The following is a 23,414-nucleotide window of genomic DNA, read 5'->3' as shown; positions in this document are numbered from 1 at the left end:
AACGCACTTATTACTTCGCAAATATAGCATATGCTTGCTCTAATGCACTTGGTTCGTCAAATATACATGAATAGTCAATATCCTCTAATAATGGAAAACCGACTGTTCCATTTGCAATCCAAAATGAAAATGTCCTTAGAGCTCCACTAAATGAATTACTCAATTTTTTCATTTATATAACCTTCCTTCATGTGTTATGTATACACAACTTAAGAAAAATGTGCCATAATAATTACTTATTAAATTAGTTTTTGTTCCTTTAAAAATTTTTGGATTCTTTTGCAGTCTTTATTTTTTGTATGGAATCCTTATATATCGTTTGCTTTAATTCTTTCATATAATCTGAAAAATCAACTTCCTTTGTTCCATATGACAGATTCAGCTCATATTCAAGCGGAATCCATGTTGATATCTCCGCTTCATTATGTTGAATTAGTGTCTCCATCTTATCAAGTGCCTTATAAATTTTAGCTTCTATCGTTTGTTGTTCGTTCATTTCTACGAATAGATCAGATAATTCTGCCTTATATGGCTGCGGTAAACTACAAAGTAGTTGAGAAACTGCATCGCTCTCAACAATTTCATCACATTTCGATTTATTAAAAGCGGGAATATCCCCTGTAATAGCTTCACCTAAGTCATGAAATATGCACATTAGAATAACTTTGTTTATATCAACGTTTGGAAACTCATCTTTTATCAAGTACGCCATCAAAGACAAACGCCAACTATGTTCTGCAACACTTTCGTGACGATGAGATGATGTCCATGAATGACGAGTATTATTTTTTAATTTTTCTGCAACAGACATTATATTGATAAGTTGTCTTGTATTCATATATTTCTACCTCGCTTAATATATAGTTTGTCCTATAATTTTAATATAAGAAGTTGTATAACACTTATATCTATCATCTAATTTTTCTAAATCCAGCATTAAATTACTTGCTTTTAAATTCATACTTTAACTTCCCCCTAGATTAAAGTTGTATTCATCTATATCTTATTATCCAATTTCAACTTAAAATTTATTGTTTATTATATATTTTGTTGGTACATTGTCTGTTAAATAAACACCATTTTCTGAACAATAAAACTCATACCCATCCTTAATCATGCTATAAGAATCTATTTTTAATACTGCTACTTCACCATGCCTAGCACCAACTTTGGTAGCTGTTTCAATGTCCCTTGATAAATGCACATATTGTCTACTACCCTTTTTTATACCTTCTTTAAGAATACTATTAAGAAATCTCTTAGCTGTTCCATGGTATAATTCTGTAGGAGGAACCACTTGTTTTAAATTAAGATTTACTTGAATAGAATGACCTTGATTAGCCCTAATTCTAGGTTCATCATTAGATAAATTATAAGAATATCTTTGTTTATTGTCTTCAGCAACTATTCTATCTAAGTCCTGTTTTGTAATATCCATACCATTTTTATTCATGCCTTCAATAAGTTTATTTACGCTTACATATCCTTCTTCATTCATATGTAAACCTATTATTTCAGGTTTATGTCTTAATACTAAGCTTATAAATTTACTAAATTTCATATCTCTTTTACTTATCATATAATTTCCACATCCTTCTAGTATCTAGTGTGTATTATGCTACATCAATTGATTTTACTTAACCTACTCTATTTTTTATATGTTAATATTCCTCTCCCTCATCTCCTATAACTTTGGTTTTTAACTGGTGTGCTATTTCTTTTAATTTGCTTATACCATCATCACTTGTATAATTTGAACTTATTTTTCCTTCATGATAACTTAACACAACATTAAATTCATTTTTATTCCATATTATATAAGTCCCTGTAACTGTCATTACTTCCTCTGTTGGTAGTTTAATTTCCATTTTGTCTCTCAAATTTAATTCTGAGTATGTATTTACTAACCTAACTATTTCATCATAAGTTATTGAATTATTTATATTATCTTCTCGAATTATATGTAAGTTATAACTCATAAAATTTTCCTCTTTTCATTATAAATTTGAAAACGGAATTAAACTATGCGTTTCAGCTAAAGGTCTCTCTGTAACTTCATAGTTTAATCCTCTTTCCCTCAAGCTCCAAGCTGGTAATCCTTCTCCTTCATTTTCTAAATCGTAATCGCCTCCTGCAGGGTCTGATAAACGATATAGAGCTTCATTAAATGCTGTTAAAGCTATTTCATAAGCGAATTGGCCTAATAGTTCAGGTGTCGCTCCTTTTTTTAAAAGTTCTGTTTCAACTTCTGAATTTTCTAAATCTCTTTCAATTCTACTCCTTAACATATCTCCATATTCATTTTTATAAAATTCAAGACTATTATTTAACGGTCTTACAAAACGAAATGCAGCTAACCATGCAAACTTATCCTTCATCTCAAGATTAGCATAGTAGTCTGCTACACTTTCAGGTAGTCCAAATTCCTGTAAAGTTTTTTTTATTCTTTCTTTATTCATTTTTCTCCTCCTGTAAGTTTAAAATTATATCAATAAAATCAATATCTATTGATAATTCGATTTATTAGTTTCCGTATCATTTATATTAATAAAGCAATAATTATTCCACCAATTATAGATAAAAAATACAAACTTGAAAGAACAATAGCTATAATAGAAAGGATTTTCTTTCTATTTTTTCTTCTTAAATCTATGATTGATAATATTAAATTAGTTGTTAAGAAAAAAAACATTATTAAAGGTGCAAATGCCAAAAGTGCTTTAAGAAATGTCTTAAATATTTTCTCTAAGTATTTTAAATCCATGATATTCTATTAATGCTCTAAAAGAATCAGCTCCACCGTATGGCCAGCACCATGGATTATATTCAATTCTTCCTTTTCTTTCAGATAGCTTTTCGCATGATATGAAATGATACTCTCCATTAGCGAATGCATCTATCATTGATTCAAAATCCCATGGATGTTGCAATGCTGCACATGTAAAGCGCTCTTCCACTGGAGTTTCTGTCCACAACCTTGCATACTCTTCAATCTCCTCTGATGAAGGCCACCAAAATTTCATAAGAGTATCTTCATCAAAATAATCAAGCCATTTCGAATCACTTGATATAATTATTTCCTCATCCTTACTTAATTTTATGGCATAATAAAAGTCTTGTAACTTTTTAAACTTATCTTCATTATTAATTTCAAATTCAAAAAAACAATTTTGCATTTTAATTCTTTCCTTCTGTGCTATTTTCAATATTAGAAAATATGTGGAATGAAGACATTCAAGTGTCACACTGTATATCCTTAGCTAATAGTAATCCCTCGTTCTTTCATTGGTTCTAAAACTTCTTCATCCACCATACTGATATACTCTACAGATTTTAAATTTTTAATATGTTCAAATCCCTTTACGGATTGAATATCAAAGAAAAAATCTTCCCCATCCCAATCAGGTTGTATATAACCGTAGATTTCATTGCCACCATCAAAGCACAATTCTGTAATCTTATCTAAATCCTTTTGCTCAATATATAACTCAGAAAAAAATTCCAGCATCTCTTTAATGAGTCCTGCTCCCGTATACCATTCATAATTTTGTGCATACTTTTCAACCAATAATTCTAACTCTTTTTGAAAAGAGGGGCTTTTATCTAGCAAAGCATCAATCACTACCAATTTAAAATTGAAATCTTCAAAGATACCCATTTTATCTATATATTTTCCCATTTTCATTATTTCTCCTTAAATAATCTTTACTTATCCTTATTCTTCTATAAATCAAAATCACCTTCATAATTACTAGGATGAATTACTTTAAGCCCATCTCCATCATCAATAGCTACTACACCAACTTCATAAATATTATTGTCCAAAAAATCTTCATTTCTTAAAATATCTAAAACTTCATTTACATATTTTTTAGGATTTTCACACTTTAGAAAAATAATAATAGAATTTGTTCCATCAGACGAATAGTCATATCCATCATCTTTAACTGCTCCTTTTGTCAACTCTTCAATTTTATCTGGTATTATATATCTTAAATCTAAATCTGGATTGTCCATTTTTGATGGATCTAATTTTATAGCAATACTTCCCATATAAGTTTCTCCTTTAAATATATCCTGCAGCATATACTACACGGATTAATTTTAAGCATTTTAGGATTAAAAGACTTCCTTATCACATTACTACAAATCGTCCTGATGGATAATTTCCTTCCCAGGCACATGCCCAGCGACCTTCGACCAAAACTCCTAATACTTTGTTGAAAAATCCTATATTATCAGTAATCCTCTCAACACAAGCCCAAGCCATATCCCGCTTTATAAAATCGATTATTTCATAATCTAATCCATATGTATTGTTATCCAACCCATCATTTTCAATTTTATCTTTAAACTTTAATAATCCTTCAGCAATTCTTGGTCCCATTGCCTCAGCGATTCTGCTAAATATTAAATCAATAGCTTCATCACCAATAGAGTCTATTGCAACTTTCTCTATATTTTTACTTTCCTTGAGCCATACTTTAAGCATTTTATCATTCCAACCATCCCATGCTTCGGTAAAAGAACGTACAACTCTATATATATCACTTTCATCACCAGCATGTTTTAACCAATTAATCCCTTCAAGCTCTTTTAAAAATTCGTCAATCTTACATTCGATAATATCCTTTGACATTGATTCCTCCACATTAAAAATCTCTACTTCTCTTCTCTCCAATTCTCATTAGTTCCTGTTTTTGAAGCCGTTGCTTTATTTATTTGATAAAGAATTTCACTAAAGAATCTTTTGGGAAGTGTCTCTGGTGATACAACATTCTGCTCATATATTTTGTCATTTATATAACTATATTTTGATGCAGTTCCTTCTTTATAAAAAGTTAAGTCATATACTGTCACTTCTTCATTTTCATATCCCACACTTACACCACTAAAACTTAATTCAACATCTATTTTAAAAGTACTATCTTCCTTGTAAAAAGTATAGTAACCGCCGCCATCTCCAATTGGCCCTCTACTCCATCCAAAGCTAGTTAACTTACCTAATAAAGATAAACCATTTAACATGATTCCTCCAAAACGTTCTACCTTTTTATTAGTTTTTTCTTCTTCAGTAATCGTAAATATCTCTCTATTTAACTGTTCGAGGGGTTGTTTAATTTCATAGTTTTCAAACTGTTCTTTCCATAATTCCATATCTTCTTTACTTAATTCTATTGGATGAACAATTCCTATTATCACTCCATCCTTTAATTCGTATTCGTCTTCATCTTTAGTATTAAAACTGCCATCTTCCATATATCTGAAGCTATCAGTTAAAATATTGTCTTCATAAACGCCCCATACGAGACCTATGGAGAATTGATGCATAATAGGATTTTCAACAAAGAGCTTTATCCATGCTTCTTTTGTCCACTTTCTATTGCTAGATAGCGCCAACTCTAAACGAATAGCCTGTATATTTGCCACTGTTTTTAACTGTTTTTTTAAGTTCTTAAATTCTAATGAAGCTTCTGCTGCTTTAGTTTCATCATCTTTTTTATTTGGTGCTGGAAGGTTTTTAAACTTTTTGCCACTTTCATCTTGTACATCTAAAGTAAGCTCAGGAGTAAGGGTTACAATAAACTTTCTATCTCCATAGTCAAAAACTCTTTCTCCTTTTATGTCAAAACCTAAGGCTGGAACTATTCTATCTGAAAGTTCTTCCATATCTATACCCATTTGTTCGGAGGCAAATTGAAGTGCAGTAGCTGCAGCATTTTTAACCTGCTTAAATTTAAACTTTCTTGCTATATTGTCCACTATTATAAGAGCTTCATTACTTCCATTAAGTGCAAGAGCCTTTACAGCCTCACTAGCTATAGCCCCTCTTGAATTCTTTGCCCACTCTTCTATATTCTTTTTCAATGCGCTAATCACATCATAATCTCCATAAACCGCTGCAAAAGGGAGCACCCATTTTTTCTTGCTTTCTGCTCCGCTATTAAGCCATCTTTCAAAAACTTCCAAAGCTAATTTTGCTAAATCTTTTGCATCTAAAAGTTCACTTACCATTTTCGCTTCACTACTTAAACCTATTTCAATGCAGGAAGAATAACATATAAGCATATATTTTATAATTTCATCCTCTGCAAAATTTTCACTATCTTTAAATCTTACCTTTAGTAAGGTATCACAATCTAACCACTTCAAGCCTGCCGCTTTATTACCCTTTAAAGCTTTTTTACAGTATTCTAAAATATCTAGTTCCTCATTATTTTCTTCTAAATCACTTTCCACATTTAAAGCTTCTCTTAAAAGTGCCTTTATTTTTTCGCTTTTTTCTACTTCTAAGGCTTTATTTAATGCTTCAATTACTTTTTCATTACTGCTCTTTGAAAGTATTTTTACTGCTGATTCTCTAACTGCTTGTTTTTTAGCACTTAAACTAGGTATTACTACTTCATGACTTTTTTCACTTAAATTTAAAAGTTCTACAACTCTTTCCCTTACAATCTTTGAAGAATCTCCTAAATACTCTATAAGAGCCTTTGCACCTTTAGACCCATCACAATGTTTAAATAATATTTCTAAAAAACCTGCTCTTGCTTCAGCCTGACAATAAGGTATATTTTCTATAAACTGCTCTTCATCCTTTTCAATTAGTTTCGCAATAATACTTGTTGATTGATTACGTAATATTTCTTTAACATAATTACCAAAGGCATAGTTTCCTAAGAAAGAGGTATAATTCATTATTGAAGCTCCATAACTATCTAATAATTCTATAAAAGAATTTAAGTCCTCATCTCCAATTTTCATACCTTTAAATTTTTTATAAGCATCATATATGTGTCTTAATATGTCCGGATTTCCTATAGTAATGAATATCTTCATAGCTTTTTCAAACATAGGAGATACATCTTTTAACCAAAACAAGACCTTACAAAAATTAGAATTATATATATACATATCTTTTTTTCCTAATAATCCTTGTAATGTTTTGCTTATATTATCAAAAGAAATATTACCTCTTAAATATTCAATAAAGTTTTCGTAAATATCTATTTCAATATTTACTTTATCCATGAGCATAGAAAATTCATGAATAAAAACATCTTCTCCTTCACCTACAAATTCTAACCCCTCTCCTTTTTGCCAAAGAAGTGAAGCCATATAAGCCTTATTAATACCACTACACATTACAATGGCCTTTGTGAACTCTTCCTTATTTTTAACTAATTCTTCTTTTAACTCCTTTTCAAAGGTATAATCATGATATCTAAGAGAATTGAAATTTCCCATCCATGCAATATATAATTCTTTTTTAATTTGAAGTTCGTCCATAAGTTTTGTAATTTTGTTATATCTATTATATTTAAGATAGTTATATAAGCCATCAAAGGATTTCTCATAATCGAATAATATAGCAAATTTAATAAACCTATTTGCTATATCTGATTCATTAGATATGGTAGAGCTGATTCCTATAAGGAATTTTAAAATATATGTATTAATATTTAAGGCTAAGCTATTATTACTTTTTAATAGTTCTATTGTTTCTTCTAAATCTGAAGTCTCACCTTTTAAGTATTTCGCCAAAATGTTTGTTTCCTGAGAGGATATGTTATTATTGAATAGAGCACCTATGGAATTAACCATATCTTCTTCTAGCCAGCTACAAAGTTCTTTGTCTTTTTCTTTCTGAATTAAATAAGTTGCTATGATTGCTTGCTCGTTTATCTTACTAATATCAAAGGCTTCTTTAAATGCATCTTTGTATTCCTCATAAAGACTATCATAAAACTTAATAAATCCTCGTTCTAAAGTACGTTCTTGTCTAGTAATACACTTAGCATAATATGCTATGACAAATGATGGACTTATATTGTATTTTAAAAACCTTCTACAATACTCGTCTCCATAATAATAGGCTGTCTTATCTATGATTGAAAATACAGATACTTTTCCCATTTGGAATAATATTTTTATATACTTTGAAAGATAGTCATAGACTTTATGTTTATCTAAGGATTTATAGGTACTGACCATTTGTTCTACTAAATCAGCATTTAAATTATCCATATCTATATTAGGAAGACTTTTGAAGAACTCCTGTTCTTCTAAAGTTTCTTCTATATACGCTTCAAAGCTATCAATAACTTCATTAGATAGCCCGAGTTCTAATAACACATTACTTATTTTTTCTATTAAGTGTTGTTGTAATCCCATCATTATTAACTCCTCTCTATTTATTAGTCGCTGTTCATTTTTACTTTAAATAAAAATTTTTTAGCACATTAGAAATCATCTCATTTAATATAATTATCAATTCATAATTATATTTAGTATTTTCAGTATTAATCTAAGCACCACTCTTTATAGCTTTCCAGCACTCCATTCCAAAATTCCCTATTATACTCATCATCATTAATAACTACTTTACTATCTATTAAAATTAAATCTTTCTTAGCTTTTTCAAATAATAGGTCAAGTTCTTCTTCGTCTTCCTGTTCTTTAAGTTTAATAATTCCACTTTTTATTTTTTTAAAATATTTCATGCTTTCATACATTTGAGTAAAAGAAGAATTCACAAAATATCTTACAACCTCTTCAGTAACCTCATGTTCAAGCTCAAAAACTTCTCCTGTTAACTCATGTATAGCTATTAAATTACCGCTATTATAATTTTCAGCAATAACATAGTATGGCCTAAACTTTTCAAGTTCTCCTAGAAATTTTCTCACAAATTCTTCATTGAACTCCTTTAGTGTACAATCATTTATCTTTGTCCACTCCACAACATCACATAAGAATCCCTGTTCTTTACTAAAAAACTTAATATTTATACTTTCAAATTCATTCTTTTTGATTTTTGTATTATATAAAAAATCCTTTGTCTCTTGTGGAAGCTTTAAATCTGCAATAAGGTCTTTCATTAGTTGTCTCCTCCCTTTATTTTTATTTGTGTATTAGCAACTTTCTATAATATACTTTAAGCTGTTTTCTTTTATGAATTTACAATTAGTAAATATAAGCTAATATTAAAATTCTCTAACTGGTTTCTATGCAAGCATGGGTTTTAGAAAAATCTAATTTACTCAAACACTTAGTATCAATTAGAAATTCTAAATAACCTGCATCCCACCAACACATTCCTACTTCGTCTATGGATGTAAGCTTAAGAAGTAAGTGCCATCTTTTATCCCCATTTTCATCAAGTTCTTCACAAGGATTACCTCCATAAATAGTTTCAGGATGTCCCCACAGCATATCCCTTCCAGCACAAAACATATCATAAATATCTTCATTATTTTCAAATAATAAATCAGCAGTTTCACTATCAGAGGATATTGATATATCTTCTTCAAATGAAATTTTGTAAGATGTAAAATCACGGTTTTCAAAGTCTACTTCTTCCTTGCCTTCAGGTGACATAGTCTTTTTTAGCATGGATAAATCTCCATTATAATAAAGTACTTTATGCTCTACATCTGATGCCATATCATCAAATCCAAGGAAAAAATACATTATACCTTTATTAGGTAAAAAAGTGATATTGTTTTCTGGAAGTTCCGATAAATTTATTTGAGCGATAAATGTATAATAGTTGTCATCTTCAACTGGCCATTGTATAGATGGAGGCAAATCTGGATAGCCAGCAATTCTACTATTGTCAGTTATTTTGTAATCTTCTTTTTCTTCAATATATATACTAAAACACGGCTCCGAATCTTTAAGCATTAAAGATTGAATGTCATTTAAATTATTTTTTTCTATAACATCTTCTAATTTTAATTTTAAATTATTAGATAACACTCTACTTCTCCCCTTCTTATCACTAAGACCTTTCTGTACTGGCCTGCTTATTTTTTTCTTGAAAAATCTAAAAATGATTTTTTACATACATTATCACCTTTGATATTTATTACTTCATTTATTACTTTTTTATCAAATCTATCTAATAGAGAGCTATACCAGTCGTCTAACTTATACTACAGTTCCTCTTTACTATTTTCCATTTTTCTCAATGCCCTTTCCGCTGCTCCTGGCACATTAACCATTCCAGTTATACAAAGTTCTTTTAGCTTATTGATAGCTGGACTATACCTATGGAATCCAACTATGTCACATGTTCTTTCTTGTACATAATCATCTTCATCATCTAAGTATTTAACTATACTATCTAAATGATCATATGGAGTTAATGCTAAAATAGAATATATTATTTGAGTTCTCAAATCCTCATTTAAATCACTATTATCCAATGCTGAGTTTAACTCTTTAATTGAACTAAAATCTGCCTCTACGTCATTTCTATTCATTTTACCTCTATCAGGATAATCTTTCATTAATTCTTCCCAGTCACAATCCTCATCTTTTTCAAGTTCAGTAACAAATGCTTGTACACTTCTATATTTTGGTGAAATATCGGTTTCTTCATGATTTAAATAACAAATTCTATACTTTAATGGTCCCAAATAGTACATACAAACATAATTAGAGTTATCATCAGTCCACATTGGTATTAAGCTTCTAAAGACCTCGAACTCATCAAAAAAATCTTTCATTTCTAATATTTCATCTATTTCCATTAATCTGATAAAAAATTTATTTTGCTCTTGTTTGTGACTATGATCCTCTAACACTTCTAAAATCTCTAAAGGCATATGAGTTTTATATATACTGTTAAGTTCTTCATATTTCATTTTTATATCTCCTTTTAGTAATGTTATTTAATCACAATCTACTGCTAATCTATGTTTGCCACATACAACACATCTAAATAGATATCCTCGTAGCGATCCATACTCTAAATCATTTTCCAATTCTTCTTGTGTTAAATTATAATCTCTTTTTACTTTATCTAAGTCTTCTTTTAGATCGTCTGCTAATTCTTCGATCTCTGACCATCCGACGTATCCAACAAAAGTACAAAAATCTCCGCAATGACTTAGCCACACTTCCTGCTGCCATCCAGAGTACCCTGGTGTCCTATAAATAAACTCGTCTAGCGATTCTTTACTTATAACTTTCTCACTAGCTGATATATCTTGAAATTGACCATTATATTTTTGTGCAGCTTTTCCATCCTTTATACACCAAGGACATATAACTTCTACATCTTCAATAGAATAGAATGGTCCTTCGTATACAAATTCTGTTTTTTCATTACAACAAGAACATATTGCTGTTTTCTTACAATAATTCCATTTTCTATTGGATTTAAATTATATTTAAACTCTGGCAAGACTCTATCGCAATCCATTGTTCATTTATTCCTCTCCTCTTTATCTAGTTTTAATTCCTATATACTAGTAGCTTTTATTCTTCTATCTCCACCACTTTCGTCCATCAACATCTGATGTCTTATATATTGCTGAAAGGTTTGTCCAGCAATATACAGCTCTTCACTTTCATGCCATAATTCAGCAACCTTCCATTCTTCTTCAATAAGAAATCCAGAAAAATCACCACTATAGTTATCTCCAAAAACTAAAAATTTCTTATCATCCAAATCATACAAATCATGCCCTGTAAGATCCTCTATAGTTTCTAAAGCTCCATGAACTATAAATTGACATTCTCTAAATGATCCTGTTCCTATTTCCTTAAGATAGTCTAAATAATCTTCTGGAATACCTGGATACTGCAGGCTTAATTCCGTTATTTCTTCATTTGTCCACTTTTTACGCTCATTCATTTCAGCTTTCTTTTTATCTTCAACCTTTTCTAAAAAACTAATTTCTTCTTTGTATCTCAACAATAATCACCTTTTCCTTTTATTAATGTTATTTCTCAAGTGTATTAAACTAAAGCAATTGAAATCCAATTGTTCATTTGTAATCACTCTCTATTTTTCAACCTTATTTCCAACCTTTTCATAATAATCTTCAGCATCCCACTCATCTTCTGAACACAACATTTCAAGAAATTCAGTAAATGTACTACTAATTTCCGGCATATACTTTTTTATAATGCTTTGTGTTAAAAATTCATCTTCCTCTTGTATTTCAAAAGGATAAAAACTAAATTCTAACTTACGTTCTTGTTCATTAAATAAAAACCATGACTTATCTGCATAGATTATTCTTGGTTCACCATTATTTATTGTATTCAAGTCCATGCAAATTACATTCCCACCAACTGTAGTAGCAAACGTAATAAGCCCATATTGAATAAGATAGGCTCCTGGTGAAAGATTGCAATTCTCTTCCTTAATACCATTAAGATCTAGTAAGTCTACCCCACCACCTAATTGAGGAATTTCTCCTGGTTCAAAGCTTTTATAAAAACTAATCACATTATTAGGCACTTTATAATTCTTCAATGCTAAAAGCTCACCATCTTCTTCATAAAATACAGATGACCAGTAACTAAAAAAATTATGTAAATCTGTTAGAGGCTTTAGTTTTTCCTTATCTAAACAAGGTGAGAATGCATTGTTTATTTTATCCTCATCAAATCCATTTTTAATTAAATAATTTTGTATTTTATTTATAATTGTTTTATGCTTGTCCATAATATATCATTTACCTTCCAATAAAATTAATTTTTATCAATTGATATCAAGTTTTTTAATATTTCTCTATTGTTATCCATACTCCCCTCCCCAATTTTCATTCATTTCTGTTCTTAATGCAGTTGCCTTATTTACTTAACTCCATATCTCTTTTTGCTTTTTCTAGCTCTAGTTTGCTTTTAATAATCTCTATATAATTATTTAATAAAAAGTAATTACTTATAATTTCTTTATAGTCATAGTTCATATCATGTCTTTTTTTCTCTTGAGCTTGTATAATTTCTTTAAGAGTTTCAGCTGCAAAGCTTAATCCAACTCTTTCACAGTTTTCATAAATTTCAGTCATAGTATCTAATAATCCTGTATTTACTACATTAAAACCGCTTATGAGCATACTATCCATTAGTCCTTCAACATCTTGAATAAGCAAGTATAAATTATCGTATTTTCTCATAAAAGCTCTCCTTACAACATTTATTAGTTAGATAGAACGTTTTTCTTAGGCATCTGAAAGAAAATATCAAGTCAATGATGCGACGGATATTTTGTGTCAGACAAGGAGGCAGGTTCCGCAGATAGTCAGCACTATCTAAGGATTCTGCAGACGCAGTATGACGCAAAATAGACTAGCATACTGACTAGTTATTTTTTTGAAGATGCCTTAAGTATAGAAAAACATCCTTGGTTAGCGTATAGTGCATGATAACTAGTCTTTAATTTATGGTTAAGTGCACCATATTTCCATCTTCATAATAGGCTACAATAGGTGTCACTCTAATCTGGCCTTCCTTAAAATAAGCATGTACAAGAATTCTATCAGGATATTTTTTCAGCCTTTCCATTCTTTCAAACTTTTGTATCATTCTTTTTTTCTCTTTAGAATAGCCTATCTCTATATAAATCATATTTTTTTCTTCATCATAAATAGGCAATATAAATCTTTGATTTATGTTGTTAAAATAACTTTTTTCATAGCTTGCAATCTTAATAATATATATATTTCTATTTTCTTTAGAGTAAACTTTTAAAAACTTCTGCCAATTATCTATAAATAACTCTTTAAAATTTAATTTATATATATCAGTTTTTTCTAAAAGCTCTCCTTTACTTTGTTCGCTGGAGGAAATTCTTCCCTCATCGTTAATTTTACCCTTAGTAAGTCTTATTACATGTTGTGATATTTCCTCTAAACTACCTTCTATACCCCAACTTGGGACTTCACTGTAAGCAATTCCATAGTTTCTTTTTTTTGTATCATAATAGGTTGGTCTTGAGCTCGTATAAGTAAGTAGTTTTCCTCTAGTTTCTTCAAAATAGTAATATGTAACTCCCTCATAACCTGATTTAGAACTCCAAGCTTCTGCTCCTATACCATATAAGATAATTGGTGGTATATCATAATAAGCGGATTTATGTTCTCCACATAATTTATAAAGCTTATTTTCATCCTTACAATTTTCTATAGCTAAAGCAGTAGTATATATATAACTTATTCTTTTTCTTAAGGAAGCTATTGAAAAGGAGGCGTTTTTATTCATATAAAGTTCTATTTCGCTTTTAACGCTTCTAAGCATTTTTTCTAAATTAGGTATATTGTAATTGTGGCATAATACCGCCGTACTCTCTACTTTATCTATAATATTTTCTGGAAGCCTAGATACTCCTATAAATAAAATCTCTTCCATAAGCTTTTTAACCAGAAGTACACCTTCAATCAAAAGTGTTTTTTCAACTTTAGATTTTTTATTTAAAATAGCTAAATCTTCTTTTTTTATAAGCCCTCTAAAAATTTCATAATGAATTACAGCTTCAACTTTATGCCTACATATATCTTTACTTTTGCAGGAGCATATAGCTTCTTCCAAAATTTCTTTAGGTGAGATTTTTTCTTTAGTATTTGGAATTATCTTAACCTCATACTCTTCATCTTTGAATCTTATAGTAAGCAGAGAAGTCTCTTCTATTTCTATCTGTACACCAAAATTTATTCTTTTTACTATTTCATTAAAATCCTTTTCTCCTAGCAATTTTGATAGACTTTCAATATCTATATTTAAAAACTCATCAAAATCAAATTTTTTATTTTCTTCATTTTCATTTAAACTATTCTCTTCTATACCAAACAAAGAATTTAAGTTATTTTTTATATACAAATAGCACATAACTACGTGCTTACATGTAGTTCTTGAAGGGCAGGAACATTTATAAGCTTTAATATCTTCATTTATGATACACTCTGTTCCATCTTCTAAGATGCATTTTAACGATGTGCCTTCTGTTTCTACTTTTATTTGTCCTGATTTTTCTAAATCCTTTTTAGCTCTATTAAATATACCTTTATTACTTATTCCTATTAAAAATTCATCATCTATAGCTAATAAAAATTCTCCTATTTTCTTTAAGAAATTATCTGTGCTATCCATTTTGCAAGCCCTCCTGGAGTTACAGCAGCCACCTTTGCGCCTAAAGCCGCCATTTTTTCTGCAGCACCTCTGTCATATATAGGCTCTGCATCTATACCAAGAGCAGGAAGTATTATAAGTCTTGCTCCAGACTCAACTATATCCTTTGCTCTAGCATACATAGTTCCATAACTTCCGCCTTCATAAAGATCTGTCACCAATATCACTATAGTTTTATGAGGATTTTCCATCAATCCATTACAATATTGAAGTGCTCTAGATATATTCGTTCCTCCTCCTAATTGAATACTCATTAAAGTTTGTACAACATCCTCTACATATTCTGTAAGATCAACTATTTCCGTATCAAATATAACTAGATTTGTTTTTAGCATAGGTAATTTAGAAAATATTCCAGCCATAATGGCACTATGAATAACTGAATCTAACATACTGCCGCTTTCATCTACTGCAATTATTACATTCCATGGATTAGAAGGCTTTACTCTCTTATTAAAATAGACTCTATCCACCACGAGAGTGTTTAACTCCCTATCAAAATTTTTCAAATTGTGTTTTATGGTTCTTTTGAAGTCTATGTTTCGAGAAGACTTTATCCCACCATATTTATTTCTATCTAGTCTACCATTAATAGCTGTTTTTATATCTTGTTCTAGCTTTTTAGCTATTTCCTCCGCTGTAACTTTTACTATTTTCTTTGCAGTTTCTAAAACTTCGCCCTTCATAAGATGTTTCATTTGAAGAATACTTTTTAAAAGCTCTGGATTTGGTTCTAACTTTTCAAGAACAGTTTTATCTGTAAGCAATTCCTTTAAGTTATATTTATCTAAAGCATGTTTTTCTAATATTTCTACCGTTTCTTTTGGGAATAATTCTTTTATCTTTGTAATCCACTGAGGCACCGTAAGATTAGAGGGATCCAAAGAACCAGCTCTTTTATCAGTTCTTACTCCTCTTTCTTCTCCATACTCTCTTTCATATAAAAATTCCAGTAAAGTATCCATATCCGCATAGTTTATATTATCTTCAGAAAAAGTTAAGTGATTACTAGAATACTTGCCCAAAACCAGTCTCCATCTGTTAATAGTGCTTATATCCTTACTCATTTAATAATCCCAACTCCCTTAAAGCTTCTTTCCCAAACTTATCAAGTTCTAAAGCTAAATTTAATTCTTCAGGATCTACTGCCTCTACATTAAATAGCTTTCTTTCACTTATTTCATAATGCTCACTTATGCTCTTACCTATTTGATCTATTTCATTAGGTACAAAGAAACTAAAAGAAAGTCTAAGTTCAGGTAAAAGTCTTAAAAAGTCCTCTTCATTAAGATTTTTTAAGACATTGTCTATTCCTATAATCATTTTTTCTTCACTTAAAACTACATCTCTTGCAGTAGAAAATAATCCTTTTAAGAAAGCAGCAGAATTTAAAAATTTCTCTCCAGTACCATAGAGATATCCTTCTGCCCTTTTTAATATATAAGAAGTGTCAACTTCATTAAATCCAAGTAGTAAACCTAAAGCTGCTCCTTCTAAGGCTGCATTTGGAGAGCTTTTATTTATAATAGCCCATAGAGCTTCTTTAAATATATCTATATGAGCTTCAAATTCTGGTTCTAAACATATATGATATAAATTTTTTAGCTTATCTATAACCTTATTTTCCTCTTCTTCTGGTACCGCATAAAGCTCTGGAACTAAAGTCACAGCTTTGTTATAGCATTGAACTAAAAGCTTACTTATATTTTCATCCTGTGAGGCTGAAAATAACATATTACCGCTGTGTAAAAAATAGATATTATACGTACATTCAGCTACAGAATAAAAATTGTTGTCATTTATAACTATATCTTTTATAGTGGATAAAGCATTTAAAATAATATCTTTATATCCCATCATAAAAGCTTCTATAAGGCATTCAGACATAACACCGCTGTCACTTGAATTACTAGACAGCTTTTTCAAAAGTAAGGATTCTACTGCTTCTTTTACTGTTCCACCATAGACTGAATTTTCAATGAGACTACTTTCTACGTTAACGCTCCATTTGTAATTCCAAGTTTCTCTTATAAGATTTACATCTTTTTTATTTATAAAATCCGGTCCTTTAACATTTAAACAAAAACCTGTATTTAAAAATTTCATTCTATGAAGGAATTCACTTATTTCTTTATGCTTATTGCTTTTATAAAGATCCAGTACCACTTCCTGCTGCAAAGTACTGTTAACTTTTATCTTATATTTACTGCAAAGCTCTCTAAAACCTAAAACAATAGGAGGTACTTTTGCATTACTGCAAAGACGTCCCATACCTTTACCTCTTAAGAGCTTCAGCAAATCTAATAGTGGAGCATCTGATGCCATGTTCAGCTCACCTTTTATATAAGTAGCTCTTACTGCATCTTGCAGTTCATAAACTCCACATTCTGATTTACTTCTAAGCTTTTGAAGTCCTTTTGCCATATTTAGTGCTTCAATTTCATCTGCAGTAGACAAACCACCTACTGAGTTTCTTATGTTTCTTCCACACCTTACTATAAAATGCAATACAGCTTTTTCATATGGGTTTTCAATCTTCTCACATAAGTTATTCCATATTCTTTGATAAAAAGCTGGATAAGGCATTCCACTAGCATAACCATTTAACTGATCACTTTCCTCAAAGGAATATACCATAGCATAAGCCCCTATGTTTTTTTCACTAATGTTATGCAACTTAATCTCTATATTTTCACTTGAGAGCTTTATAAGTCCTGAGGTATGGAATCCTCCTGTTACTATTAAGATTTTATTATACTTTGAAGTAAATTCTTTTATTTTAGAAGCCATGTATTTTTCCCTGGCAATACATCCATCTTCTTTAAGCATTTCCTCACTTTCAAAGCATCTAGAAAGATAACAAAAGGCAATCATATTTTTCATAAAACTCTCTGTTTCTATTTTTAGTCCATCTATTTCAAATAACATTTCCCATAGTTCATTAAAGCTTCCACAGCCTTGTTTTTCACAAAGAGAATTTATGAACTTACTTTTTTGAAATAAGTAATCATCATTATAAGAATTCTTTTCTTCAGTTTTTCTAAGACCTTTTCCTTCCTCACTATTTATTAATATTTCTCCATAAGGTAAGTCTATAAATTCAGCTAAAATATTTCTTTTTTTACTTTCTCTTATAGCCAAAAGCTCTGGAGAATAGTCTAAAAAAGGATAATAGCATTTATACTTTTCTCCACCTTCTGTAACCAGTTTCTTTTCGTCTGTATAGCTGTAATAAATACATACAGGCGCCTCTGTGTCCTCGTCGCCAATATAAGGTATTACAGAATTGGCATCTGAAGGCCCTTCTATCAAGATAACCTGCGGCATATAAGCATCTATTACCTTCTTTAAATGAAAAGAACAAGCAGGACTGTGGTGTCTAACTGGAAAATATACTACATTACTTGATAAATCATAAGCTCTTTTGTATATCTCCTCTATTTTATCCATTTCCTTGCCTCGTAAAATTCCTTCCATAATCCACCTTCTTTTAAGCTTTTAGATTTTACAATTATATTGAAGTAATTTTTTAGTTTGTCTATATCTTCTCTGCTTTCTTTAACTACAGTTCCTAATATATTTTGTACCATTGAATCTACCTTCATTTTTGGCTTGTCATAGTAATAAGCACTCATTGCTGTTTGGTAGCACACAGATACAGCTTCAGCAGTACTCATAACTGCAGCAGGTTTATCTATTCTACTTCCTTCTGCTGTAACCCCTTCTCTCAGCTCGTGGAAAGTAGTTGCTAATAGATTGACCACATCTCTATCTATTTTCACCTTAACATCTGACTCTTCTACTAACTTTTGCACTTCTTGCTCAATAATTTTAGCTTCTAAAGAGACATCATTTATAGGGAATATAGTTTCAAAGTTAAATCTTCTTTTAAGGGCACTACTCATTTCATTTACGCCCTTGTCTCTTATGTTAGCTGTAGCAATAATATTAAAACCTGGTTGTGCAAATAGTAATCCTTCATCCCCTAATTCTGGTATGTTTAAAACCTTATCACTAACTATACTTATTAGACTATCTTGCACTTCTGAAGGGCATCTGGTTATTTCCTCAAATCTAGTTATTATACCTTTGCTCATACCTACATAAAGAGGTGAAGGTACTAATGCCTCTTTTGTAGGTCCCTTACCTAAAAGCATGGCATAATTCCAACTATATTTAATCATGTCCTCTGTAGTTCCTGCTGTTCCCTGCACTGTATTAGTGCTTGTACCACTGATAGCTGCACTTAAAAGTTCACTGAGCATAGTCTTTGCAGTTCCAGGCTCTCCTACCAGCATAAGACCTCTATTTCCTGCTAAAGTTATTATGCATCTTTCTATAAGACTATCATCTCCATAAAATTTTTTCTTTATCTTAATCTTTTTGTCATTATACTCAATAGCTCTACTGCTTCCTAATATAAAAGTCTTTACAGCCTTTGGAGACAATCTCCAATTTTTAGGTTTAGGCTCATTATCATTTTCTTCTAAAGCTCTAAGCTCTTCCTCATAAAAAATTTCTACTGGTGGTTTTAAAGCATTTAAATTTTTCATTCTAATCCTCCAAATGAAATATATAGTTAATTTACATGTATTTTATATTTAGTTATATATTTACTATTCTCGACATTCTTTATAATTTCTTAAACCATTACTCATATTCGGGTCTGTATAAACAGAATTCTTGGCTTCAGGTGGAGTTTGTCTACGACCACTGGACAATTCTACCCGTTAAATGCCATTTAGGCATTAACCTCCATCTGAAGCTTAGAAGTCGTTATCCAGGGACATAGCCGCTCTTTACTCTCACTTGAAGTAGAGTGGAGTATTAGAGCGGGTAAGTCATCGGATAAACTAAAAAAGAATTGTAAGTAGATTAATTGGTTAAAAATCCACTTACAGTTCTTTTATTTAACTTCTATTTCTATACCTATGCTAAAAAATTAAACTAAATAATTACTGTTGCATTCTTGCTTTAAAATTATTCCTCTCTCCTACAGCAATTTTTATGGATATAGTTTTCATAGCCCTCAGCCTTACATATATCATCTCCCTGATAAATAGGCTCACTGCAGTAATCACAGACATTATTATACATAGCTGTTTTATCTGTATCTGGAATAGCCTCAGGCTTCTTCTTCTCTGCTTCCTTATCTAATTCCTTTATCTTTTTCTTAATTACCTGTCTATTATTGCTACATATAAGCCAATTGATATAATTATCCAAATTTCCTCTGAACATAGTTTCCGCTTTTTGTTTAGCTGCATCTATAACATAATCCTCTAAATTAACGGTAAGGCGTTTTGTTTTTAATTTAGGCTTTCCCATATAACTCTCCTACTAACTTTCTATCTACTAGCAGAGTATGCATGAACTATTAAATTTGTTACAAAACTCTAAAGGTATTTTTAATTCATGCTGAACATATAAAAACCGTATCAGATTTCTCTAATACAGCCATGTATATTCCTAGGTTTTAATAGTGAAGACAAACCATAATCAAATACATCCTATTAAGTTGATATTGAGTATACATCAGAAAATTCTATATTTATCCTCTCTACCTTACTTTCACAAAAAGCCTTATCTTCATAATTTTCATTAGTAACTAATTCTACAGGTAATACTATTGTAAATTCACATCCTTCTCCTTCTTCGCTAGTGACACTTATTTTGCCACCATGTATTTCAATAAAGGATTTAACAAGATACAATCCTATTCCCGTTCCTTCACATTGTCTTGAAAGTGACCGATTCGCTTGTCCAAAACGTTCAAATATAACATTAATCATGTTCTGAGGAATACCTTGTCCATCATCTTTTACTGTAATAATAACGCTTTCTCCTCTATCTTCTAAATTTACATATATATGTCCGTTGGGATTGGTATATTTAAAAGCGTTAGCTAGTAAATTCAATATTACCCGTTCTATTTTATCATGGTCAAAAGCCATAATTTTTTCTTCAACATTAGTGTCAAATATAAGTTCTATATCCTTACTTTTTACATAAGCTGCTACGGACTGAGTAATATCCTCAATAACACTGACTATGTTATCATTTCTTTTGTTGACCTTAACAAATCCAGAATCAACTTTAGTAATATCCATAAGATTATTTATTAATCTGGTCATTCTAAAACAATTTTGTTTCATTATTTTTAAATATGATTTGCATTTATCTATATTATCAATGTTAAAATTTTCAAAATACAAACTCATTGTTTGAATAGCAATAGAAATAACATTAACTGGTGTTTTAAATTCATGAGAAATATTAGTAAAAAACTCTGTTATAAGTGTATTAAATTCTCTAGATTCATTCAATAGTTTTAAATTTTTTTCTACATCATGCTTTAATGTTTCTATTTGTTTTTCTGATGTTATATCAAGTAAAAAAGTCAATACCGAAGGTTTTCCCTCATATATATAAAAAGAAGATGTATTACGTACTGCAATTGAGTTACCTTTGCAGTTTAGTACGGTTTCTTCATATGTAACTTTAGAAAGCTTATCGCTAACTATATTTAAATACTTTTCCTTTATAGACATTATATTATTTTGTGAGTAATATTTATAGATTAATTTATCATTTAATTGCAGAGGATTTTCATATCCCAGTAATCTAGCTGCACTCTTATTTGCATACAAAACTTTGCCATCAGCATGAACAATGATAGCATTTTGTGAGTTTTCAAATAATATATCGTAGCATACTTTATTTTTCAATAATGATTCCTCAATTATACGTCTCTCTGTATTCTGTTCCTCTAATTCAGTACTCAATAATTTAAGCTGATTGTCCTTCTTCCTTTTATTTTCATTCTCTAGTTCCACATAATACCCAAGAACCCATGCAATAAAAATAAAAATGCTCACCATTATTAAATCTTTTTGAAAGTTCATATTGATTCCATTAACTGTTGGAGTATATAATAAATCTGCTCCAAGGACAAATATTGATGAAAAAAGTGAGGTGAGAATTCCATATCGTAGCCCATATTTAATAACTGAACATGTTATTAATAATAAAAATAAATACTTACATTCATTATTGTATGTGTTAAATAAATATATGGGTAAAGATATAATTAATATAAAAAAAATATTTTCAATTAACCATGAACTCTTAGCTACTAATTTTAATTTTAAATTAATTATTATCCAAGTCACAAAGGTTAATACTGAAAAGAAAAAAAGTATCGTTGCACTACATAAGCTAAATTCATCGTTATTTTTTATATTTATAACTACCCAATAACTAGGTGCATTAATATATATAATTATACAAATGAATGCTATTATCGAAATCTTCATAATAGATAATATTATAAGTATATTATTTTCATTTTCATTTATATCCTGTTTCATAAATAAATCTCCCCCCAAAGCTAGACATCCTTAACAAAAGATAAAAATTACCAATTGATAAATCAGTAATTTTTACCTTCAAAAATGGTTATTTATAATTTTTCACGCCTTATTCCCTAAGGCACTTAGGCTCTTCTGGTTGATAAAAAACCCAATTACAAGCTGAAGCTGAAGTTGATAAAGCCGCTAATGTACATATTAGTGTAGCAAGGCTAACAAACAACTTTACAACCTTATTTTTCACGATGCTTCCTCCTTTCAACAACATAGTTTTAATATAATTTTATGTAATATAAACATCATCATTATTAATACTACAGTTGATATGATTAACTTATAAAATATTTTATTCTTTACCTTCATGAGCAACTAAAACTAATCTAGTCTTTCTTCCAATAGCAACTTCAAGTCTTGCAGCCAGTGATATTTTTAAATTCTTCTTTTCTTTTTATAAAATAGTGAATTATTATAATAAATAAGCCTGTAATAATTAATGATGGAATACCAAATACAGATTTCATAACAGGATTTATAAATCCAATATTTGTATTGACATTTAGTAATCTTAACATTGCTATGTTTAAATATTCACTTAAGCTTAATATTAAGGTCATAAGTAGAGTGCCATATATTGACTTTACTATTGGTATACCAATAATAACCATAGTACATATAATCAAAACAACATCAATAAATGTATGTATTCCAAAATAAATCGGAAGCATTCTTATAAAAAAGTTGATTATCCCTATTATTATGCCGGAAAATACATAAATTTTCATATCAATTGATTTTCTAGCTACTATGCATATCCCCAAAATTATCAATAAAGCTTCAGGAATACTTCTCAATAAAATTTCTATATAATGGAGCTTCATCATATTTTTCATAACCTTTCTTCACAATTTTATGATTTTTTACAGGAAATAAATATTTATTTTTTACAAATATATAATTTTCTTCATATACTTTGACTTTTTTTCTATATATTGTATTATTCGATATTAATTGTGAAATTCCTTCTTACTTTATTGAATTAACTCTACTTTATTTTAATTATATTTTTTGTCTTAATTCCATCATAATTCCGCCGTACATCACGGCTTCTTCTTCCGCAAC

General features: G+C 29.8%; 27 protein-coding genes. All 27 read right to left on the bottom strand.

What is annotated here, in order from left to right:
* Positions 1–10 precede the first annotated feature (10 nt).
* Positions 11–172: a DUF7677 family protein gene (locus tag ACZ5N4_RS09650; RefSeq protein ID WP_464209390.1), complete on the bottom strand. Its 162-nt coding sequence runs from the start codon at positions 170–172 to the stop codon at positions 11–13.
* Positions 173–259: 87 nt separating this feature from the next.
* Positions 260–838, bottom strand: coding sequence for an HD domain-containing protein (locus ACZ5N4_RS09645; RefSeq protein WP_464209389.1), 579 nt, complete (start codon positions 836–838; stop codon positions 260–262).
* 183 nt (positions 839–1,021) lie between these two features.
* Entirely contained in the window at positions 1,022–1,579 is a 558-nt protein-coding gene (locus ACZ5N4_RS09640) for an RNA 2'-phosphotransferase (RefSeq protein WP_464209387.1), read from the bottom strand.
* An 82-nt stretch (positions 1,580–1,661) separates the two neighbouring features.
* Complete coding sequence (locus ACZ5N4_RS09635; RefSeq protein WP_464209385.1) at positions 1,662–1,979, bottom strand: hypothetical protein; 318 nt, start codon at positions 1,977–1,979, stop codon at positions 1,662–1,664.
* Between the two features lie 18 nt (positions 1,980–1,997).
* Complete coding sequence (locus tag ACZ5N4_RS09630; RefSeq protein WP_464209383.1) at positions 1,998–2,459, bottom strand: hypothetical protein; 462 nt, start codon at positions 2,457–2,459, stop codon at positions 1,998–2,000.
* An 80-nt stretch (positions 2,460–2,539) separates the two neighbouring features.
* Positions 2,540–2,764: a hypothetical protein gene (locus tag ACZ5N4_RS09625; RefSeq protein WP_464209382.1), complete on the bottom strand. Its 225-nt coding sequence runs from the start codon at positions 2,762–2,764 to the stop codon at positions 2,540–2,542.
* Entirely contained in the window at positions 2,733–3,176 is a 444-nt protein-coding gene (locus ACZ5N4_RS09620; RefSeq protein ID WP_464209380.1) for a hypothetical protein, read from the bottom strand. The genes ACZ5N4_RS09625 and ACZ5N4_RS09620 overlap by 32 nt, the downstream gene beginning before the upstream one ends.
* 80 nt (positions 3,177–3,256) lie before the next feature.
* Positions 3,257–3,685, bottom strand: coding sequence for a DUF6892 domain-containing protein (locus tag ACZ5N4_RS09615; protein ID WP_464209378.1), 429 nt, complete (start codon positions 3,683–3,685; stop codon positions 3,257–3,259).
* Between the two features lie 38 nt (positions 3,686–3,723).
* Complete coding sequence (locus tag ACZ5N4_RS09610; RefSeq protein WP_464209376.1) at positions 3,724–4,053, bottom strand: hypothetical protein; 330 nt, start codon at positions 4,051–4,053, stop codon at positions 3,724–3,726.
* Between the two features lie 82 nt (positions 4,054–4,135).
* Complete coding sequence (locus tag ACZ5N4_RS09605; protein WP_464209374.1) at positions 4,136–4,639, bottom strand: hypothetical protein; 504 nt, start codon at positions 4,637–4,639, stop codon at positions 4,136–4,138.
* Positions 4,640–4,662: 23 nt separating this feature from the next.
* The gene (locus ACZ5N4_RS09600; protein ID WP_464209372.1) at positions 4,663–8,175 is read right to left on the bottom strand and encodes a DUF4132 domain-containing protein; all 3,513 of its coding nucleotides are present in this window, start codon (positions 8,173–8,175) and stop codon (positions 4,663–4,665) included.
* Between the two features lie 125 nt (positions 8,176–8,300).
* The gene (locus ACZ5N4_RS09595; protein WP_464209370.1) at positions 8,301–8,879 is read right to left on the bottom strand and encodes a hypothetical protein; all 579 of its coding nucleotides are present in this window, start codon (positions 8,877–8,879) and stop codon (positions 8,301–8,303) included.
* A gap of 115 nt (positions 8,880–8,994) precedes the next feature.
* On the bottom strand, positions 8,995–9,759 hold the full coding sequence (locus ACZ5N4_RS09590; protein ID WP_464209368.1) for a YwqG family protein: 765 nt from the start codon (positions 9,757–9,759) through the stop codon (positions 8,995–8,997).
* A gap of 176 nt (positions 9,760–9,935) precedes the next feature.
* Entirely contained in the window at positions 9,936–10,649 is a 714-nt protein-coding gene (locus ACZ5N4_RS09585) for a HEAT repeat domain-containing protein (RefSeq protein ID WP_464209366.1), read from the bottom strand.
* Between the two features lie 27 nt (positions 10,650–10,676).
* Positions 10,677–11,129 carry a CbrC family protein gene (locus ACZ5N4_RS09580; RefSeq protein WP_464210882.1) on the bottom strand — a complete coding sequence of 151 codons (453 nt, stop codon included), beginning with the start codon at positions 11,127–11,129 and terminating at the stop codon, positions 10,677–10,679.
* A complete protein-coding gene (locus ACZ5N4_RS09575; protein ID WP_464209364.1) occupies positions 11,060–11,209 on the bottom strand; it encodes a hypothetical protein in 150 nt (49 codons plus the stop codon). The genes ACZ5N4_RS09580 and ACZ5N4_RS09575 overlap by 70 nt, the downstream gene beginning before the upstream one ends.
* A 39-nt stretch (positions 11,210–11,248) precedes the next feature.
* Positions 11,249–11,707 carry a hypothetical protein gene (locus ACZ5N4_RS09570; protein ID WP_464209362.1) on the bottom strand — a complete coding sequence of 153 codons (459 nt, stop codon included), beginning with the start codon at positions 11,705–11,707 and terminating at the stop codon, positions 11,249–11,251.
* 87 nt (positions 11,708–11,794) lie between these two features.
* Entirely contained in the window at positions 11,795–12,463 is a 669-nt protein-coding gene (locus ACZ5N4_RS09565) for an SMI1/KNR4 family protein (protein ID WP_464209360.1), read from the bottom strand.
* 127 nt (positions 12,464–12,590) lie between these two features.
* Positions 12,591–12,917, bottom strand: coding sequence for a hypothetical protein (locus ACZ5N4_RS09560; protein WP_464209358.1), 327 nt, complete (start codon positions 12,915–12,917; stop codon positions 12,591–12,593).
* Between the two features lie 259 nt (positions 12,918–13,176).
* The gene (locus tag ACZ5N4_RS09555) at positions 13,177–14,886 is read right to left on the bottom strand and encodes a hypothetical protein (protein WP_464209356.1); all 1,710 of its coding nucleotides are present in this window, start codon (positions 14,884–14,886) and stop codon (positions 13,177–13,179) included.
* Complete coding sequence (locus ACZ5N4_RS09550; protein WP_464209354.1) at positions 14,862–15,992, bottom strand: VWA domain-containing protein; 1,131 nt, start codon at positions 15,990–15,992, stop codon at positions 14,862–14,864. The genes ACZ5N4_RS09555 and ACZ5N4_RS09550 overlap by 25 nt, the downstream gene beginning before the upstream one ends.
* Entirely contained in the window at positions 15,985–18,402 is a 2,418-nt protein-coding gene (locus ACZ5N4_RS09545; protein ID WP_464209352.1) for a DUF5682 family protein, read from the bottom strand. Before ACZ5N4_RS09545 ends, ACZ5N4_RS09550 begins: the two co-directional genes overlap by 8 nt.
* On the bottom strand, positions 18,363–19,478 hold the full coding sequence (locus tag ACZ5N4_RS09540) for an ATP-binding protein (RefSeq protein ID WP_464209350.1): 1,116 nt from the start codon (positions 19,476–19,478) through the stop codon (positions 18,363–18,365). Before ACZ5N4_RS09540 ends, ACZ5N4_RS09545 begins: the two co-directional genes overlap by 40 nt.
* 427 nt (positions 19,479–19,905) lie before the next feature.
* Complete coding sequence (locus tag ACZ5N4_RS09535; RefSeq protein WP_464209348.1) at positions 19,906–20,253, bottom strand: hypothetical protein; 348 nt, start codon at positions 20,251–20,253, stop codon at positions 19,906–19,908.
* A 185-nt stretch (positions 20,254–20,438) separates the two neighbouring features.
* Positions 20,439–22,295: an ATP-binding protein gene (locus ACZ5N4_RS09530; protein WP_464209346.1), complete on the bottom strand. Its 1,857-nt coding sequence runs from the start codon at positions 22,293–22,295 to the stop codon at positions 20,439–20,441.
* Positions 22,296–22,404: 109 nt separating this feature from the next.
* On the bottom strand, positions 22,405–22,539 hold the full coding sequence (locus ACZ5N4_RS09525; protein WP_464209344.1) for a cyclic lactone autoinducer peptide: 135 nt from the start codon (positions 22,537–22,539) through the stop codon (positions 22,405–22,407).
* Positions 22,540–22,699: 160 nt separating this feature from the next.
* Positions 22,700–23,185, bottom strand: coding sequence for a hypothetical protein (locus ACZ5N4_RS09520; RefSeq protein WP_464209342.1), 486 nt, complete (start codon positions 23,183–23,185; stop codon positions 22,700–22,702).
* Positions 23,186–23,414 lie beyond the last annotated feature (229 nt).

This window comes from Clostridium nitrophenolicum, assembly GCF_055391695.1.
This window is presented reverse-complemented; position numbering and strand designations above follow the sequence as displayed.

What these genes read in the sequence shown, in the direction of transcription:
- ACZ5N4_RS09650 (WP_464209390.1), bottom strand. Translation starts at nt 172, where the DNA reads ATGAAAAAATTGAGTAATTCATTTAGTGGAGCTCTAAGGACATTTTCA.
- ACZ5N4_RS09645 (WP_464209389.1), bottom strand. Translation starts at nt 838, where the DNA reads ATGAATACAAGACAACTTATCAATATAATGTCTGTTGCAGAAAAATTA.
- ACZ5N4_RS09640 (WP_464209387.1), bottom strand. Translation starts at nt 1,579, where the DNA reads ATGATAAGTAAAAGAGATATGAAATTTAGTAAATTTATAAGCTTAGTA.
- ACZ5N4_RS09635 (WP_464209385.1), bottom strand. Translation starts at nt 1,979, where the DNA reads ATGAGTTATAACTTACATATAATTCGAGAAGATAATATAAATAATTCA.
- ACZ5N4_RS09630 (WP_464209383.1), bottom strand. Translation starts at nt 2,459, where the DNA reads ATGAATAAAGAAAGAATAAAAAAAACTTTACAGGAATTTGGACTACCT.
- ACZ5N4_RS09625 (WP_464209382.1), bottom strand. Translation starts at nt 2,764, where the DNA reads ATGGATTTAAAATACTTAGAGAAAATATTTAAGACATTTCTTAAAGCA.
- ACZ5N4_RS09620 (WP_464209380.1), bottom strand. Translation starts at nt 3,176, where the DNA reads ATGCAAAATTGTTTTTTTGAATTTGAAATTAATAATGAAGATAAGTTT.
- ACZ5N4_RS09615 (WP_464209378.1), bottom strand. Translation starts at nt 3,685, where the DNA reads ATGAAAATGGGAAAATATATAGATAAAATGGGTATCTTTGAAGATTTC.
- ACZ5N4_RS09610 (WP_464209376.1), bottom strand. Translation starts at nt 4,053, where the DNA reads ATGGGAAGTATTGCTATAAAATTAGATCCATCAAAAATGGACAATCCA.
- ACZ5N4_RS09605 (WP_464209374.1), bottom strand. Translation starts at nt 4,639, where the DNA reads ATGTCAAAGGATATTATCGAATGTAAGATTGACGAATTTTTAAAAGAG.
- ACZ5N4_RS09600 (WP_464209372.1), bottom strand. Translation starts at nt 8,175, where the DNA reads ATGATGGGATTACAACAACACTTAATAGAAAAAATAAGTAATGTGTTA.
- ACZ5N4_RS09595 (WP_464209370.1), bottom strand. Translation starts at nt 8,879, where the DNA reads ATGAAAGACCTTATTGCAGATTTAAAGCTTCCACAAGAGACAAAGGAT.
- ACZ5N4_RS09585 (WP_464209366.1), bottom strand. Translation starts at nt 10,649, where the DNA reads ATGAAATATGAAGAACTTAACAGTATATATAAAACTCATATGCCTTTA.
- ACZ5N4_RS09575 (WP_464209364.1), bottom strand. Translation starts at nt 11,209, where the DNA reads ATGGATTGCGATAGAGTCTTGCCAGAGTTTAAATATAATTTAAATCCA.
- ACZ5N4_RS09565 (WP_464209360.1), bottom strand. Translation starts at nt 12,463, where the DNA reads ATGGACAAGCATAAAACAATTATAAATAAAATACAAAATTATTTAATT.
- ACZ5N4_RS09560 (WP_464209358.1), bottom strand. Translation starts at nt 12,917, where the DNA reads ATGAGAAAATACGATAATTTATACTTGCTTATTCAAGATGTTGAAGGA.
- ACZ5N4_RS09555 (WP_464209356.1), bottom strand. Translation starts at nt 14,886, where the DNA reads ATGGATAGCACAGATAATTTCTTAAAGAAAATAGGAGAATTTTTATTA.
- ACZ5N4_RS09550 (WP_464209354.1), bottom strand. Translation starts at nt 15,992, where the DNA reads ATGAGTAAGGATATAAGCACTATTAACAGATGGAGACTGGTTTTGGGC.
- ACZ5N4_RS09545 (WP_464209352.1), bottom strand. Translation starts at nt 18,402, where the DNA reads ATGGAAGGAATTTTACGAGGCAAGGAAATGGATAAAATAGAGGAGATA.
- ACZ5N4_RS09540 (WP_464209350.1), bottom strand. Translation starts at nt 19,478, where the DNA reads ATGAAAAATTTAAATGCTTTAAAACCACCAGTAGAAATTTTTTATGAG.
- ACZ5N4_RS09535 (WP_464209348.1), bottom strand. Translation starts at nt 20,253, where the DNA reads ATGGGAAAGCCTAAATTAAAAACAAAACGCCTTACCGTTAATTTAGAG.
- ACZ5N4_RS09530 (WP_464209346.1), bottom strand. Translation starts at nt 22,295, where the DNA reads ATGAAACAGGATATAAATGAAAATGAAAATAATATACTTATAATATTA.
- ACZ5N4_RS09520 (WP_464209342.1), bottom strand. Translation starts at nt 23,185, where the DNA reads ATGAAAAATATGATGAAGCTCCATTATATAGAAATTTTATTGAGAAGT.